Origin of the sequence: Lysobacter defluvii IMMIB APB-9 = DSM 18482, assembly GCF_000423325.1 — a bacterium.
GTDB classification, from domain to species: domain Bacteria; phylum Pseudomonadota; class Gammaproteobacteria; order Xanthomonadales; family Xanthomonadaceae; genus Novilysobacter; species Novilysobacter defluvii.
Window position 1 is genome coordinate 250,263 of the sequence record NZ_AUHT01000005.1, and the last position, 13,069, is coordinate 263,331.

General features: G+C 71.8%; 16 protein-coding genes. All 16 read left to right on the forward strand.

The features are described 5' to 3' along the window. The first annotated feature begins 92 nt into the window (after positions 1-92). The 16 genes from G545_RS13385 to G545_RS0103505 all read left to right on the forward strand — a co-directional run bounded on the left by G545_RS13385 (position 93) and on the right by G545_RS0103505 (position 13,013). A complete protein-coding gene (locus G545_RS13385) occupies positions 93-515 on the forward strand; it encodes a flagellar biosynthetic protein FliO (protein WP_036137961.1) in 423 nt (140 codons plus the stop codon). A 277-nt stretch (positions 516-792) separates the two neighbouring features. Continuing rightward, positions 793-2,844 carry a type III secretion system export apparatus subunit SctV gene (gene sctV / locus G545_RS0103435; RefSeq protein WP_197050232.1) on the forward strand — a complete coding sequence of 684 codons (2,052 nt, stop codon included), beginning with the start codon at positions 793-795 and terminating at the stop codon, positions 2,842-2,844. Positions 2,845-2,894: 50 nt separating this feature from the next. Then, a complete protein-coding gene (locus tag G545_RS0103440; protein WP_161625765.1) occupies positions 2,895-4,157 on the forward strand; it encodes an FHA domain-containing protein in 1,263 nt (420 codons plus the stop codon). Between the two features lie 66 nt (positions 4,158-4,223). Continuing rightward, positions 4,224-4,547 carry a hypothetical protein gene (locus tag G545_RS0103445; protein WP_052106920.1) on the forward strand — a complete coding sequence of 108 codons (324 nt, stop codon included), beginning with the start codon at positions 4,224-4,226 and terminating at the stop codon, positions 4,545-4,547. Between the two features lie 27 nt (positions 4,548-4,574). Next, positions 4,575-5,015 (forward strand): hypothetical protein, encoded by a 441-nt coding sequence (locus tag G545_RS15775; protein WP_052347253.1) that lies wholly within the window; start codon positions 4,575-4,577, stop codon positions 5,013-5,015. A gap of 13 nt (positions 5,016-5,028) precedes the next feature. Beyond that, positions 5,029-5,805 (forward strand): type III secretion system inner membrane ring lipoprotein SctJ, encoded by a 777-nt coding sequence (sctJ, locus tag G545_RS13395; protein ID WP_081677697.1) that lies wholly within the window; start codon positions 5,029-5,031, stop codon positions 5,803-5,805. 1 nt (position 5,806) lies between these two features. Next, the gene (locus G545_RS0103460; RefSeq protein ID WP_043711324.1) at positions 5,807-6,430 is read left to right on the forward strand and encodes a hypothetical protein; all 624 of its coding nucleotides are present in this window, start codon (positions 5,807-5,809) and stop codon (positions 6,428-6,430) included. Between the two features lie 13 nt (positions 6,431-6,443). Beyond that, positions 6,444-7,178 (forward strand): FliH/SctL family protein, encoded by a 735-nt coding sequence (locus G545_RS0103465; RefSeq protein WP_081677698.1) that lies wholly within the window; start codon positions 6,444-6,446, stop codon positions 7,176-7,178. Next, positions 7,175-8,509 carry a FliI/YscN family ATPase gene (locus tag G545_RS0103470; protein WP_036138370.1) on the forward strand — a complete coding sequence of 445 codons (1,335 nt, stop codon included), beginning with the start codon at positions 7,175-7,177 and terminating at the stop codon, positions 8,507-8,509. Before G545_RS0103465 ends, G545_RS0103470 begins: the two co-directional genes overlap by 4 nt. Next, positions 8,506-8,997 carry a hypothetical protein gene (locus G545_RS15585; protein ID WP_027069173.1) on the forward strand — a complete coding sequence of 164 codons (492 nt, stop codon included), beginning with the start codon at positions 8,506-8,508 and terminating at the stop codon, positions 8,995-8,997. Before G545_RS0103470 ends, G545_RS15585 begins: the two co-directional genes overlap by 4 nt. A gap of 10 nt (positions 8,998-9,007) precedes the next feature. Continuing rightward, positions 9,008-9,670, forward strand: coding sequence for a hypothetical protein (locus tag G545_RS0103480; protein WP_027069174.1), 663 nt, complete (start codon positions 9,008-9,010; stop codon positions 9,668-9,670). A 96-nt stretch (positions 9,671-9,766) separates the two neighbouring features. Next, positions 9,767-11,128 carry a peptidoglycan DD-metalloendopeptidase family protein gene (locus G545_RS16025; RefSeq protein ID WP_052347254.1) on the forward strand — a complete coding sequence of 454 codons (1,362 nt, stop codon included), beginning with the start codon at positions 9,767-9,769 and terminating at the stop codon, positions 11,126-11,128. A 33-nt stretch (positions 11,129-11,161) separates the two neighbouring features. Continuing rightward, a complete protein-coding gene (locus G545_RS0103490; protein WP_027069175.1) occupies positions 11,162-11,761 on the forward strand; it encodes a hypothetical protein in 600 nt (199 codons plus the stop codon). 145 nt (positions 11,762-11,906) lie between these two features. Continuing rightward, positions 11,907-12,176: a hypothetical protein gene (locus G545_RS0103495; RefSeq protein WP_027069176.1), complete on the forward strand. Its 270-nt coding sequence runs from the start codon at positions 11,907-11,909 to the stop codon at positions 12,174-12,176. Further along, positions 12,173-12,463 (forward strand): hypothetical protein, encoded by a 291-nt coding sequence (locus G545_RS0103500; protein ID WP_027069177.1) that lies wholly within the window; start codon positions 12,173-12,175, stop codon positions 12,461-12,463. Before G545_RS0103495 ends, G545_RS0103500 begins: the two co-directional genes overlap by 4 nt. A gap of 85 nt (positions 12,464-12,548) precedes the next feature. Next, a complete protein-coding gene (locus G545_RS0103505; protein WP_027069178.1) occupies positions 12,549-13,013 on the forward strand; it encodes a hypothetical protein in 465 nt (154 codons plus the stop codon). Positions 13,014-13,069 lie beyond the last annotated feature (56 nt).

A 13,069-nucleotide genomic window follows, 5' to 3' on the forward strand; every position in this document is an offset into this window, starting at 1 on the left:
AGCACCCTCCCCCTGGCCGGTCCGCCGGACTCACGTGCGCTCGCCGGCGGCTGCTACGGTACCGCGCACCATCCTGCAGGAGTCCAGCCCCGATGTCCGCACGCCTCCACGCCGCCCTTGGCCTGCTGGCCGCATGCACCCCGTTGTCGGTACATGCAGCGGCACCCGCCGCCGGGGGCGGCAGCATCGCCGCCGACGTGCTGGCGGTGCTGATCCCGCTCGTGCTGGTCATGGCCGTCCTCGTTGCGGTGCTGTACTACGCACGGCGCCGCTACCGGCTGACCGGCGCGGGCGCGGCGCTTTCGGTGGTGCAGATCCTGCCGGTCGGGCCGCGCGAGCGCGTGGTCGTGGTGCGGACCCGAAACGACCGCTACCTGGCCGTGGGCGTCGGCGCCCAGGCGCTGAGCCTGATCGCGGAACTCGATCCCCTGGATGTGGCACTCGACCCCCCTTCGTCTTCCATCGGTACTGCTTCCGCGGCCCCTTCCAGCGGAACTTCCGGCCGGAACGGGTAGCACGTCCGTGTGTCCGCCCCGTGAAGGCCCCGGCCACCTGCCCCGCGCTCCGGCAGGGTGGCAATCGCCGGGGCAATGGTGCTAGCTTCCGACCTGTCCCTCAGCGGCAGATAGTGCCTTTGGAGGACAACACGATCAAACCCGGCGGCGGATCCAGACCCGTATAGCGGGCCCGCCGAAGGGAGACGAAGGGGCCAAGGGGCCCCGCGGCGGCACTCCAGGAGGATGGCCGCGGACGGTCGGGCGGAAGGATCGCTACGGAAACGGGGGGAAGGGCGTGCGCGAGCTGATCGGTACACTGCTGGCACCACCACAGGGTGCCGGCCCGCGGCGCCGCAACGGGTACAGCGACATCGTGCTGGCGATCGGCGCGGTGACGATCATCACGCTGATGATCCTGCCGCTGCCGCTGGCGGTGATCGACACCCTGGTCGCCTTCAACATCGCGATCGGCTTCGCGTTGCTGCTGCTGGCGATCTACATCCCCTCGCCGGTCGCCTTTTCCAGCTTCCCCAGCGTGCTGCTGCTGACGACGCTGTTCCGGCTGGCGCTTTCGATCGCGATCACCAAGTCGATCCTGATCAACGCCGACGCGGGCCACATCATCGACACCTTCGGCAACATGGTCGCCGGCGGCAACCTGGTGGTCGGCCTGGTGGTGTTCCTGATCATCACCGTGGTGCAGTTCATCGTCGTCGCCAAGGGCGCCGAGCGCGTGGCCGAGGTCGCCGCCCGCTTCACCCTCGACGCCATGCCGGGCAAGCAGCTGTCGATCGACTCGGACCTGCGCTCCGGCCTGCTGGACAAGGACGAGGCGCGCAAGAAGCGCCGCCTGCTCGAGACCGAGAGCCAGCTCTACGGCAGCCTCGATGGCGCGATGAAGTTCGTGAAGGGCGATGCGATCGCCGGCATCGTGATCATCATCATCAACCTGCTCGGCGGCCTGGCCGTGGGCGTGCTGCAGCACGACATGCCGCTGGGCGAGGCCACCCAGACCTACAGCATCCTCACCATCGGCGACGGGCTGGTCTCGCAGATCCCGGCGATCCTGGCGGCGATCTCCGCCGGCCTGGTGGTCACCCGTACCGCCGGCGAGGAGGAGGACGCGCACCTGGGCGCGGCGATCACCCGCCAGGTCTCGGCGCAGCCACGCATCGCGCTGATCACCGGCGTGCTGTCGCTCCTGATGATGCTGGTGCCGGGCTTCCCGACCCTGGTGTTCGGCGTGATCGGCGTGGCGCTGCTCGGCTTCTCGGCCTGGCGCTACCGCCACGAGTACGAGGTGCTCCGGCGCGCCTTCCGCGTCACCGATGCCGAGATGGCCACGGTGAACGAGCCGCAGGAGGTCGACGACCTCGCCCCGCCGGCACCGTTGCAGCTTTCCGTGTCGCCTGCGCTGGTGGAGTCCGCCGGCGGCAAGCAGCCGGTGCTCGACCTGCTGCTGGCGACCGCCCAGCAGCTGCGCGAACGGACCGGCGTGCCGCTCCCCACCCCCGCGCTCAAGGTCGACGCCAGCCTGGAGCCCCACGGGTACCGGCTCACCGCCTTCGGCGGGCGGATCGCCTCCGGCGTGCTGCCTTCGGGCCGGCACTTCCGCCCGGCGCGGGCCGGTACCGAGCCGGGCAAGTCGCCGGCCGGCTTCTATCCCGCCCTGCCCGGCGAATGGGTGGAGCCCGCCGAAGGCACGCAACCGCCGATGGAGGCGTTGCAGTCGCACCTGCAACACGCGATCGAACGCCGCATGGGCGGTTTCATCGGCATCCAGGAGACTTCCCGGCTGTTCGCGAAGATGCAGCGCGACTACCCGGACCTGATCAAGGAAATGCTCCGCGTCGTGGCACCGCAGCGCGTGGCTGACGTGCTGCGCCGGCTGGCCGAGGAAGGCGTGCCGATGCGCAACCTGCGCGACGTGTTCGAGGCGATCACCGACGTGGGCGGGCGCGAGAAGGACGTGGTGCTGCTGACCGAGTACGTGCGCGTCGCGCTCAAGCGCGAGATCGCCGAACGCTACGCCGATGACGAGCGCACGCTACACGTGCTGCTGATCCATCCGGAACTGGAGGACCGGCTGCGCCAGTCGGTGCGCGTGGCGGGCGGCGCCAGCCAGCTCGCGATCGCGCCGGAGACCGCCGCCCGCCTGAGCGGCGAAGTGCGCGGCCACCTGGCCCGCCAGCAGCAGGGGACCGCCCCGGTGCTGCTGTGTTCACTCGACGTGCGCCGGCACCTGCGCAAGCTGCTGGAGAACGACTTCTTCAGCCTCCCGGTGCTGTCGTACCAGGAACTGGCCCCCGACCTGCGCATCGTGCAGGCCGGGCAGATCAACGCATGAGTTCGCATGAAGGGCAGCCCGCTCCCGCAGCGGACGCCAAGGTGGGGAACATGGCCGAGGATGTTGTCGACAACACGGTCGTCGAAGAGACCCAGGAGCCGGCCCCGCTGGTGCTGCGGATCCTGTCGGGCCTGCACGACGGCGCCAGCCGCGTGCTCTCCGAGCAGGAGATGCTGCTGATCGGCAGCGGCGAGGACTGCGACATCATCCTGTCCGACCCCGGCGTCGCGCGGCACCACGCGATGGTGCTGCGCCACGGCGACACGCTCTCGCTGCGGGCCATCGACGCGGCCATGGAGTTCGCCGGCGATCCGCTGGAGCCCGGCGACCCGATCGGCTTCCCGCTGCTGGAGCCGGCCCGCCTGGGCGGCGTCTCGATCGCCATCGGGCCGGCCGACGCGCCGGGCTGGACGGCGCTGGGCGCCACGCCCGGCGCGGTCGCGGCCACCCCGCCGCCTGCCCCGCCGGCCTCGCGTCCGCTGCTGCCCACCGCGCTCGCCGCCGTGGCGTTGCTGTCGCTGGTCTCGGTGGGCATCTACGCGATGGTCCGCCCCGCCGACGAGCCGTCCGCCACCCCGGAGGAGCGGATCGAGGTGATGGTCGACGAATACGGCATCCGCGACAGCGAGCTGTTCGAAGGCAGCGGCGACTCGCTCGTCCTCGCCGGCACCGTCGAGGACGCGGCCACCGCCGAACGGTTGCGGCAGCGCATCGACGAGGAGGGGCTCGCCATCGAGCTCCGCCTGCGCACGGGCGACGACGTGGCCAACGACGTCCGCGAGGTGCTGCGCACCTTCGGGATCAGCGCGACCACGAGTTACCAGGGCAACGGCGCCGTCCGCGTGGAACCCATGGGCGGGTTCGACGACTGGGCGCTGCTGGCCGAGGCCGGCAGCTCGCGCGTGATGCGCGACGTCAATGGCTTCACCGAGCTGCTCCCGCCGCGCAACGCGCCGATGCCCACGCCGGGCCGGCCGGCGCGCAAGGTCGAGGAGCCGGTGCGGATGATCGCCGTGGTGACCGGCGACGACCCGCACGTGCTTGCCTCCAACGGAGTGGAGTACCGCCCCGGCGAGATCCTGCCGGACGGTCGCGGACGGCTGTCGGGGATCAGCGAGAAGGGCGCGCTGACCATGGTGGGCGGCGAGGTCCGCAAGCTGAAGATCGAGCCTGCCCCGCCACCCGACGACGAGGCCGCGGACGAACTCCCCGGCGACCTTGCCGCCGCGGATTCCCCCGACGGGGAGGCAACCGGTCCGCAGCCAGGCGCCGGGGAGGCTCCCTCGACCGACGCCCCGGCGACGCCCCACTGAACCAGGCCTCCGCGGGCAGGCCGGATGTCCGCACCAGAAGTTCCATCCGCAACAAGGAGAACGCTGATGAGCATCAACCCGACCGACCCGAACGCGGGCCTGACCACCTTCATCGCCTCGGCCAACGCCGGCACCACCCGCAAGCCCGCCTCCTCGGGCGCCAGCACCAGCTGGTACGAGGCCATGGCGAAGGCCTGGGGCCAGACGCTCGACGGCCAGGCGGCCCGTGTCACCCAGCTGTCGGACACCATCGCGCAGGGTGGCGACCAGCCTTCCAACATGGTCCAGCTCACCGCCGAGAGCCTGCGCATGCAGTTCATCTCCAACAACGCGGCGACCTCGCAGAACGCGGTCGGCCACGCGCTGGAAACCCTGGGCAAGCGCCAGTAAGGCGCACCCCACGACGGGAGAACCAACATGATCGAAGCCATCCAGGCCGGCGTCGCCGCGAGTACCCAGGCGGGTACCGGCGCCACGGCGGCATCGCAATCGCAGGCGCAACACAGCCCGCAGGCCGCGGGCGAGCAGATGCGCGAGTTCGCCGCGTCGATGGAGCGCGCCGGGCAGGTCGGCCCGACCGGCGGCGAAGGCGACATGGCCATGCTGTCGGTGCAGGCCGCGGGCAAGCCCGAGGGCACCCGCGCCGTGCTCCAGGCGCTGGAAAGCCTCAACGGGGGCGCCGAGCGGATCGAGTCGATGTCGCACTCGCTGGCCGCCGGGTCGTCGGACTTCACCCCCGCCGAGATGATCCAGCTGACCATGCGCGCGCACCAGTTCATGTTCACCGCGCAGCTGACCTCGAACGTGGCGAACCGTTCCTCGGACGGCATCCAGCAGCTGTTCCGCCAGCAGTCGTAACGGAGGCCCCAGCATGAGCCGTCCATTCCCAAGCGCCTGGCGCCCGGTTGCCGCGGTACTCGCCTGCCTGTTGCTGGCGGCCTGCAGCCGCTCCACGCTCTACACCGACCTGGAGGAGCAGCAGGCCAACCAGGTCATGGCGGCGCTGCTGGCCGCGGGCGTGGCGGCCGAGAAGGCACCGGCGGCCAGCAAGAAGGGCTGGGAGGTCCAGGTCGAGAAGGCCGACTTCTCCTATGCCATGCAGGTCCTGGACGCGAACGGCCTCCCCGGCTCCGCCCGGGTGACGCTGTGCGACGTGTTCCGCAAGGAGGGCTTCGCCTCTTCCGCGCTGGAGGAGCGCGCACGCTACAAGTGCGGGCAGCAGCAGGAGATCGAGGCCACCCTGATGCGGATCGACGGGGTGGTCGATGCCCGGGTGCACGTGGCCATCCCCGAGGACGATCCGCTGGGACGCAACCCGCGCGAGGCCTCGGCCTCGGTGGTGATCTACGAGCTGCCGGGTTACGAGCTGCGCAACCGCGAGACCGACGTCAAGGTGCTGGTCGTGGATGGCATCGAGTACCTCAACGACCCCAACCGCGTTTCGGTGAAGTTCTTCACCCGGGCCGTGCCCCCGGCGGGCGCACGCGAGCAGCAGATGCCGGTGGCGATGTCCTCGTTCAGCCCGGTGGCGCTGGTCGTGCTGGCCCTGATGGCCCTGGCCGGTGGCCTGGTGGCCATGCGCAAGCGGCTGCCGCTGCCGCGGCGTGCCCCGGCCGCCCCCGAGGCACCGAGCTGGAAGGACGAGTGAGATGCCGGGGGGACAGGGGCTGGGTACCTTGCTGAGGGAGATCGACCCGCACTGGCTGCAGGGCATCGACCCCGCCCTGCTGGCCGCCGGCCGCGAGACCCGGCTGGGCCGGCAGGTGCTGCTGCGCTGCCTTGTGCAGGCACCGGCCAGGGCCCTGTTCGCCCCTGCCCCGGAGCCGGTGCTCGACCGCATCGCGGCGGCCTGGCCGCGCGAGCGGCTTGATTCGTTCCTGCTCAACCTCGGCGTGCTCGCGTTCGCACCCGCCATCCGTGCGGAGATCGGGCGCGAGCCGGTGCGGCGCCTGAAGGCGGCGCTGGACAAGCGCTACCTGCTCGCGCTGGACCGGCAGATGTGGGATGGCCAGGTTCCGCCCGGGCTCCTGGCCCGGCTGCAGGAGCGCCTGGCCGCCGCAGTCTCCGACCCCGATGCGCCGGCGATGTTGCGGGCGCTGTTCGCCCGGCACGGGCGCGCGGAACTTCGCCAGTGGGGCGCCACCCACGAGCCCGCACTGGCCGACTGGACGCTGCTGCTGTACCCCGCCGACCCGGGCACCCGCGGCCACCTGCCGGCGGGCGCGGTCGCGCGCCTGCACGCCCACCACGCCGCCCCGGCCGGCCCAGCCTGACGCGGGTATCGAAATGCACACGGATACTTCCCCCCGCCCCACTGCCCCCGACCCGGCCGGCAGCGCCGCGTCCACCGCGGCGCCACGCCCGCGGGCACCCTCCGCGGGCCATGGCGGCGTGGGGATCTTCGAGCCACGCCGGTTCGAGCGCGTGGTCGCGGGGAACATCATCCCGCCCACCGCATGGGCGGCGCTCGAAGAGGTCGACCAGCTGGTCGAGAAGGTCAACGCGCTCTACGAGGGCGCCGCGGCGGAGATAGAACAGGCCCGCAAGGAAGGCGTGGCCGCCGGGTTCGCCGAAGGATTCGCCCGTGCCCAGCAGCAGATGGCCGAGCAGCTGGCCTCGCTCAACGAGCGCCGCGCGCGCGTGCTGGGCGAAGCCCACGGGCGCATCACCGACCTGGCCTGCGCCATCGTGGCGCGGCTGGCGCCCGGGTTCGACGCCAACGCCGTCGCTCCCGCGCTGGTGCGCGACGCGGTGGAGGCGGCGCAGGCCGAGCAGTTCCTGCTGATCCGCGTGCATCCGTCGGTCCGCGAGTCGGTCAGCGCCGGCCTTGGCGCGGTGCGCCAGGCACACCCGGCGGTGGGGGTGATCGAGCTGGTCGACGACGAGAGCCTGGACCCGCTGAGCTGCGTGGTGGTTTCCGAGGCCGGGCAGGTGCGCGCCGGGATCGCCCAGCAGATCGAGGCGATCCGCACCGCGCTGGCGCGGGCCCACGATGAAGCCGACGGGGACGCAGGGGAATGACGTCGCTGCCCGCCACCGATGCCCTGGTCAAGGGTGCGCTCGACAAGGCGCGTACCGTCGAGCGCGTCGGCAAGGTCGCCGAGGCGTACGGCACGCTGATCCGCGCGACCGGGCTGAAGGCCTCCATCGGCGAGCTGTGCGAACTGCGCAACCCGCCGGGAGAGGGTCCGCCCGGGTTCCGCCTGCCGGCCGAGGTGGTCGGCGTCTCCCGGCAGCACACGCTGCTGACGCCGCTGGGTGCACTGGACGGGGTCTCCGCCACCACCGAGGTCTACGCCAGCGGCCGCCAGGCCACCATTGGCGCCGGCGACGCACTGCTGGGACGGGTGCTGGATGCCCACGGCAAGCCGATCGACGATCGGGGGCCGCTTCGCGCCATGGCCGAGGCCCCGATCTATGCGCCCTCGCCCAACCCGCTGACACGCAAGGTGATCGAGCGCCCGTTCTCCACCGGCGTCCGCGCGATCGACAGCGTGCTCAGCGTCGGCGAGGGCCAGCGGCTGGGCATCTTCGCCGTCGCCGGCGGCGGCAAGAGCACCCTGATGGGGATGCTCGCGCGCGGCGGCGACGCCGACGTCAACGTGATCGTGCTGGTCGGCGAGCGCGGCCGCGAGGTCAACGAATTCATCATGGACAACCTGGGACCGGAGGGGCTGGCCCGCTCCGTGGTCGTGGTCGCCACCTCCGACCGTCCGGCGCTGGAACGCAGCCGCGCTGCCTGGGTCGGCACCGCCATCGCCGAGCACTTCCGCGACCGCGGCAAGCGCGTGTTGCTGCTGCTCGACTCCGTCACCCGCTTCGCCCGCGCCCTGCGCGACGTCGGACTGGCGATCGGCGAACCGCCGACCCGGCGCGGCTACCCGCCCTCGGTGTTCAGCGCCCTGCCCGGGCTGTTCGAGCGCGCCGGCAACAACGACAAGGGCAGCATCACCGCCTTCTATACCGTGCTGATGGAGGACGAGGACGGGAGCGACCCGATCGCCGAGGAGGTCCGCTCGATCCTCGACGGCCACGTGGTCCTCTCGCGCAAGCTCGCCGCGGCCTACCACTACCCCGCCATCGACGTGCTCTCCAGCCTCAGCCGCACCATGCCGCGGGTGGTGGACCCGGCCCACCAGCGCGCGGCCGGCCAGTTGCGCAAGTACCTGGCCAAGCACCAGGACATCGAGCTGCTGCTGCAGCTGGGCGAGTACCAGCGCGGCAGCGACCCGGACGCCGACATCGCCATCGACCGCATCGGCCCGATCCGCCAGCTGCTGCAGCAGCCGGCCTCGGAGCTGGTGCCGTTCGAACAGTCCGCGCAGGCGCTGCGCAAGCTGTTCCCGGCATGAGCAAGCGCTTCCCGCTGGCCAAGCTCATCCAGCTGCGCGAACACCGCAGCGAGAAAGCGCGCCAGAAGGTGCTGCAATGCCAGCGCGCGGCCCGCGAGCAGCGCGACGCCTGCCTGCGCATCGAAGGCCAGATCATGTCGCTGGGGATGGAGCGGACGCAGCAGCGCCAGCGCCTGATGGAGCCCCCGCCCCCGGGGACCGCGTGGCCGCTCGCGCTTGCCCAGCGCGACTCCCACGTCGAGCTGCTGGGCACGAAGATCGAGCGCGCGCAGCAGGAACTGGCCAGGGCGCAGGAAGTACTGCGGGAGGCCGAGCTGGCCGTGCGCAAGGCGCGCGAGGAGTTCTTCCGCACCAAGGCGCGCGAGGACGCGCTGGTCAAACGCCGCGACGTCTGGCGCGGCGAGCAGCACGCAGCCGAACTGCGCCAGGAAGAGAACGCCGCCGCGGAGCTCCTGCAGTCCCGGACCGCACGCAGCACCATGAACTGAGGAGTCGACGATGAGCATCATCCGCAGTGGTTCCGGTCCCGGCACGGACGCGGGCGCAGTGCGCGAGCAGGAAGGCGGGCGCGGCTCGCGCACTCCGGGCCGCGCCGACGCCGAGTCGGTGCAGGCGTTCCGCCAGGCGATGGAGCAACACCAGGCGGGTCGCGCCGCCGGCCAGCACGTCCAGGCGGGCGACGCGCAACCGCAGCCGGGTGCCGCCTCCGATGGGGAAGCCGCCTTCCGCCACGGGCTGCAGCAGGACACCGTCGACCCTGCCCGCAACGGCTCGGACGTACTCCCGCCGCCGGAGTCGGCCGCCATGTGGCAGGCCCAGCACATGGCCGCGCAGGTCCACTCCATGCCCGCGAGCGCCCCGCCGCCGCCCGCCAATCCCGCCACGCTGGCACGGATGCTGGAGCGCCACGTCCGCCAGTTCGCCGTATCCGAAGGCGGGACGCTCAACGGCGATGGCCAGGTACTGCTCCGCCTGGACGAGTCGACGCTCCCCGGCACCGACCTCATGCTCAGCCGGACTGCCGACGGTTGGGTGCTGCAGGCGGACGTGCGATCCGCCGAAAGCTTCGATGCGATCCGCCAGGCGGCGGGACAGCTCGGCGAGCGTTTCGCCGAGCGCGGCCTGGGCTCGCTGGTGGTGGAGCCGCGCTACCACGGCTGAACCGCCCGCGTGCGGCCCGCATAGGGTCAGCACCAGTTGGACTGCGGCGGCGCTGCGCATGTAATCGGGACACGTGCATCCAGCAGGAGTCCCGCCATGCCAGTCCAATCCGTAGCCGCCGGCACCGGCATCCAGCCCGGCCAGCACGCCGACCGCGCGGGGTTCGACTACAACCGCATCGCGGGCGTGCGCGGCAACCCGAACGTTACGCCAGAGTTCCTCGCCGAAGTCGAGGCCATGGCCGAGCGGCTTGGCACCCGCCCCGAGTTCCTGCTCGCGGTGATGAGCTTCGAGACCGGCGGCACCTTCGACACCGGGGTGCGCAACGCCGCCGGGAGCGGCGCCACCGGCCTGATCCAGTTCATGCCCGCGACCGCCGCCGAACTGGGGACGAGCACCGACGCGCTGTCGCGCATGAGCCCGGTCGAGCAGCTCGAGTACGTCGAGCGCTACTTCAACAACCGCTCCGACCCCGGTGACCTGGGCACGCTGGAGGGTGTCTACACCACGGTGCTGTACGGCAGCCCGCGCCCGGATCCGGGCTCGGTGCTGTTCGACAGCGGCGCCGCCTACAGCCAGAACGCCGGCCTGGACCTCAACGGGGATGGACGCATTACCGCTGGCGAGGCAACGGCGAAGGTGCGCGAGCGGATCGACGGCCAGATCTCCGACGCGGCGCCGCCTGCCGGAACCCGGGCATCGCTGGCGGACCAGGCCGACACCGGTCCCGGGGCGCGTCTCGGCGGAACCGAAGGGCAGCTCGCTCCCACGCACAAGGTCGTCAGCGGCGACACCCTCTGGGACATCGCGATGGCCAACGGCATCAGCCTGCAATCGCTTATTGACGCCAACCCGCAGATCCGCAACCCGGACCTGATCTACCCGGACCAGATCGTGCACCTGCCGGGCGGCGCCCGCGGCGTCGACGGTGCCGGCGGCGGCAGCCCGGCAGGCGGGGCGGGCGCCGGCCTGCCCGCGGCCAACGACGGCGACATCGCGACGCTGCGCCCCTACACGGTGTACAGCACCGGCCACCAGCCCGCGATCGCCCTCGACAGCGCCGCCGACCAGCAGCCGCACCACGACTACCAGACCACCACCCGCGAGGGGCAACAGCTCGAGGTGCGCGACCTGGTCCTGCACCGCGAAGGCGAGGCACAGGACCGGCAGCCGATCCCCTCCCCCATCGCCGGAGAGGTCATCCAGGCCGGGCCCAATGGTGGCGCGGGCAACGCAGTGATGATCCGCGGGGATGGCGGCGAGATCGTGGCCCTGTTCCACCTCTCGTCGATCGACGTGCAGGTGGGCCAGCGGATCGACTACGGGCAGGTCCTGGGCAACCAGGGGTCCACCGGCAACTCCACGGGCCCGCACGTGCACATCGAGGCACCGTCGGAAGTGATCGACCGCTGGGTCAACGACCTGCTCGACGGGACCTACGACGGACGGCATGGCTGATCGGCCCAGGACGCGACCAGGCATTCGCCGGTGATGCGACCGCACCACGGTCTTGCCGCCCTGCTGCTGGTGCTGGCCGGCTGCAGTGCCCCGTTGGCAAGCGACACGGCTGTGCCGGGCCAGGCATCGGCCGCCGCCACCCCGCACTCGCGCGCAAGCGGCGTGCCGGCCGACACTGGGCCGGAGTTCGACCACCGCGATCCCGGCGACTCCCGCGCCGCGCTGCCGGACGCGATCAGCCGCGCACTGCAGACCGACGCGCTGGTGCTGGACTGCCCGGAGGGCGTGGACCGCGGCCGCAGCCTCTTTGCCCGGGACTGGGTCGGGGTGCATCGCGCCGACCTGGATTCGGACGGCCGCGAAGAGTGGATCCTCAATGGCCTCCACCCCTGCCTGCGCCAGCAGGCGGACGGCCACGCCTACTGGTGGGTCTACGGGGGCGAGGAGGATGCCGGCACGATGCAGCTGCTGGCGCGCGCGCTGCAGGGACGCGTGCTGGAAGTGCTGCCCGGCCGCCACGGCGGCATGGCGGACCTGCGGATGCACCTGGTGAACGGCCGCGGCGAACCGCTGCAGCTCGACCTGGCCAGCGACGGGGCGCGCTACGTGCCCATGGGCCGCCTGGAGCCGTGACGGGCGGCGACGCGACCGCCTCGGGCAAACCCCAGCTGGGGCACCCCCCGATGGTGGCGCCGGATGGCCGGGCGGTACTTTCAGCCTGCACCACCCCTTCCTTGGCCGAGCGTGTCCGGCCTCCAACCTTCTACCGGAGCAGCCCATGTCCTTCATCAGCAATGCGGTCGACACCCTCGCAGAAACCATCGGCCGCGCGGTCGGCGTTGCCTACGGCGGTCCGCTTGGCGGCCTCGTCGGGCAGGCGATCGGCGACGTCGTCGGCGACGTGCTCGGCAACTACGCGGACCGCCTCGCCCACGCGCTGTTCGGCGGCATGGCCGACGTGGCCGACGACATCGCGGCCAACGTGGCCCAGCTCTTCGCCAGCAACTACTCGGCCGGCTTCGAAGTGAGCTGGGACGGCGGCAGGTGAGCAGCAGCACCGACGACCGCGACTGGATCGCCCGCGTGGAGGCCCTCCGCGAGCAGGGTGCGATCAACGACGAAGAGGAGGCGACCCTGGTCCGCCACCTCTCCGAGCGGCGGGCGGGCCTCGAGCAATCGATGGCCGCGCTCGTGCCGGAGTACCGTCGGCGCCTCGCCGCCGACGGACAAACGGCGGCGGACGACTGGGTCGCGGCGCAGGCACGCGGGCTTGGGGAAGCCGACGCGCGTGCCACCCGGGAACTGCTCGACGGCATGGGCATCGCCCTGCCCTGACCCGCCCCTCCCGGGCCGGCACTTGCTGACCCTGCAGGTCAAAACGTAGCCTGTCTCGACACCAACTCAATCAGGGGATCCGCCCATGACGACCTCCGCCCAGGTTCCGAGCTCTGCCGAGCGCGAGCAGATGCTCGCCCAGCTGGACGAATCACTCGCCCGCAATCCCGACCTGGATGCCAGCGCGCGGGAAACCATCCTGGAGCACTTCAGGCTGGCGCTGGAGCAGGAGGCGGAGGCCATCGCCAATGGCACCGCCACCGCGGGCGGCGCCCCGGACCGGGACCAGTGGCTGTCGACGCTGGATTCGCTGCACGCGGCCGGCATGCTGGGGCAGGACGACCGCGAAGAACTGGTGCAGCAGTTCGACCGCGCGATGGCGGGACTGGACTCGGAGGCATTGGCGGTCGCCATGGAGTTCTCGCGGCGCTGCCGCCGGGATGGCCAGACGGCTGCCGGCGAATGGCTCAAGTCGCGCCCCGTTGCCGCCCATGCCAGCGGGACCGAGGGTTTGCCCGCCCACCTGGCGATGGCCCTGCAGCGGGGCTGAACGTTCGCTAGGGCACGCCCTAGCTGTTACGCGGCGGCCGAACACACAGAATTGCC

Excerpts from the sequence above, each read along its gene's own strand:
- sctJ (WP_081677697.1), top strand. The coding sequence starts at position 5,029 with ATGAGCCGTCCATTCCCAAGCGCCTGGCGCCCGGTTGCCGCGGTACTC.
- G545_RS0103470 (WP_036138370.1), top strand. The coding sequence starts at position 7,175 with ATGACGTCGCTGCCCGCCACCGATGCCCTGGTCAAGGGTGCGCTCGAC.
- G545_RS15585 (WP_027069173.1), top strand. The coding sequence starts at position 8,506 with ATGAGCAAGCGCTTCCCGCTGGCCAAGCTCATCCAGCTGCGCGAACAC.
- G545_RS13385 (WP_036137961.1), top strand. The coding sequence starts at position 93 with ATGTCCGCACGCCTCCACGCCGCCCTTGGCCTGCTGGCCGCATGCACC.
- G545_RS16025 (WP_052347254.1), top strand. The coding sequence starts at position 9,767 with ATGCCAGTCCAATCCGTAGCCGCCGGCACCGGCATCCAGCCCGGCCAG.
- G545_RS0103495 (WP_027069176.1), top strand. The coding sequence starts at position 11,907 with ATGTCCTTCATCAGCAATGCGGTCGACACCCTCGCAGAAACCATCGGC.
- G545_RS0103465 (WP_081677698.1), top strand. The coding sequence starts at position 6,444 with ATGCACACGGATACTTCCCCCCGCCCCACTGCCCCCGACCCGGCCGGC.
- G545_RS0103480 (WP_027069174.1), top strand. The coding sequence starts at position 9,008 with ATGAGCATCATCCGCAGTGGTTCCGGTCCCGGCACGGACGCGGGCGCA.
- G545_RS0103505 (WP_027069178.1), top strand. The coding sequence starts at position 12,549 with ATGACGACCTCCGCCCAGGTTCCGAGCTCTGCCGAGCGCGAGCAGATG.
- G545_RS0103440 (WP_161625765.1), top strand. The coding sequence starts at position 2,895 with ATGGCCGAGGATGTTGTCGACAACACGGTCGTCGAAGAGACCCAGGAG.
- G545_RS0103490 (WP_027069175.1), top strand. The coding sequence starts at position 11,162 with ATGCGACCGCACCACGGTCTTGCCGCCCTGCTGCTGGTGCTGGCCGGC.
- G545_RS0103460 (WP_043711324.1), top strand. The coding sequence starts at position 5,807 with ATGCCGGGGGGACAGGGGCTGGGTACCTTGCTGAGGGAGATCGACCCG.
- G545_RS0103445 (WP_052106920.1), top strand. The coding sequence starts at position 4,224 with ATGAGCATCAACCCGACCGACCCGAACGCGGGCCTGACCACCTTCATC.
- G545_RS15775 (WP_052347253.1), top strand. The coding sequence starts at position 4,575 with ATGATCGAAGCCATCCAGGCCGGCGTCGCCGCGAGTACCCAGGCGGGT.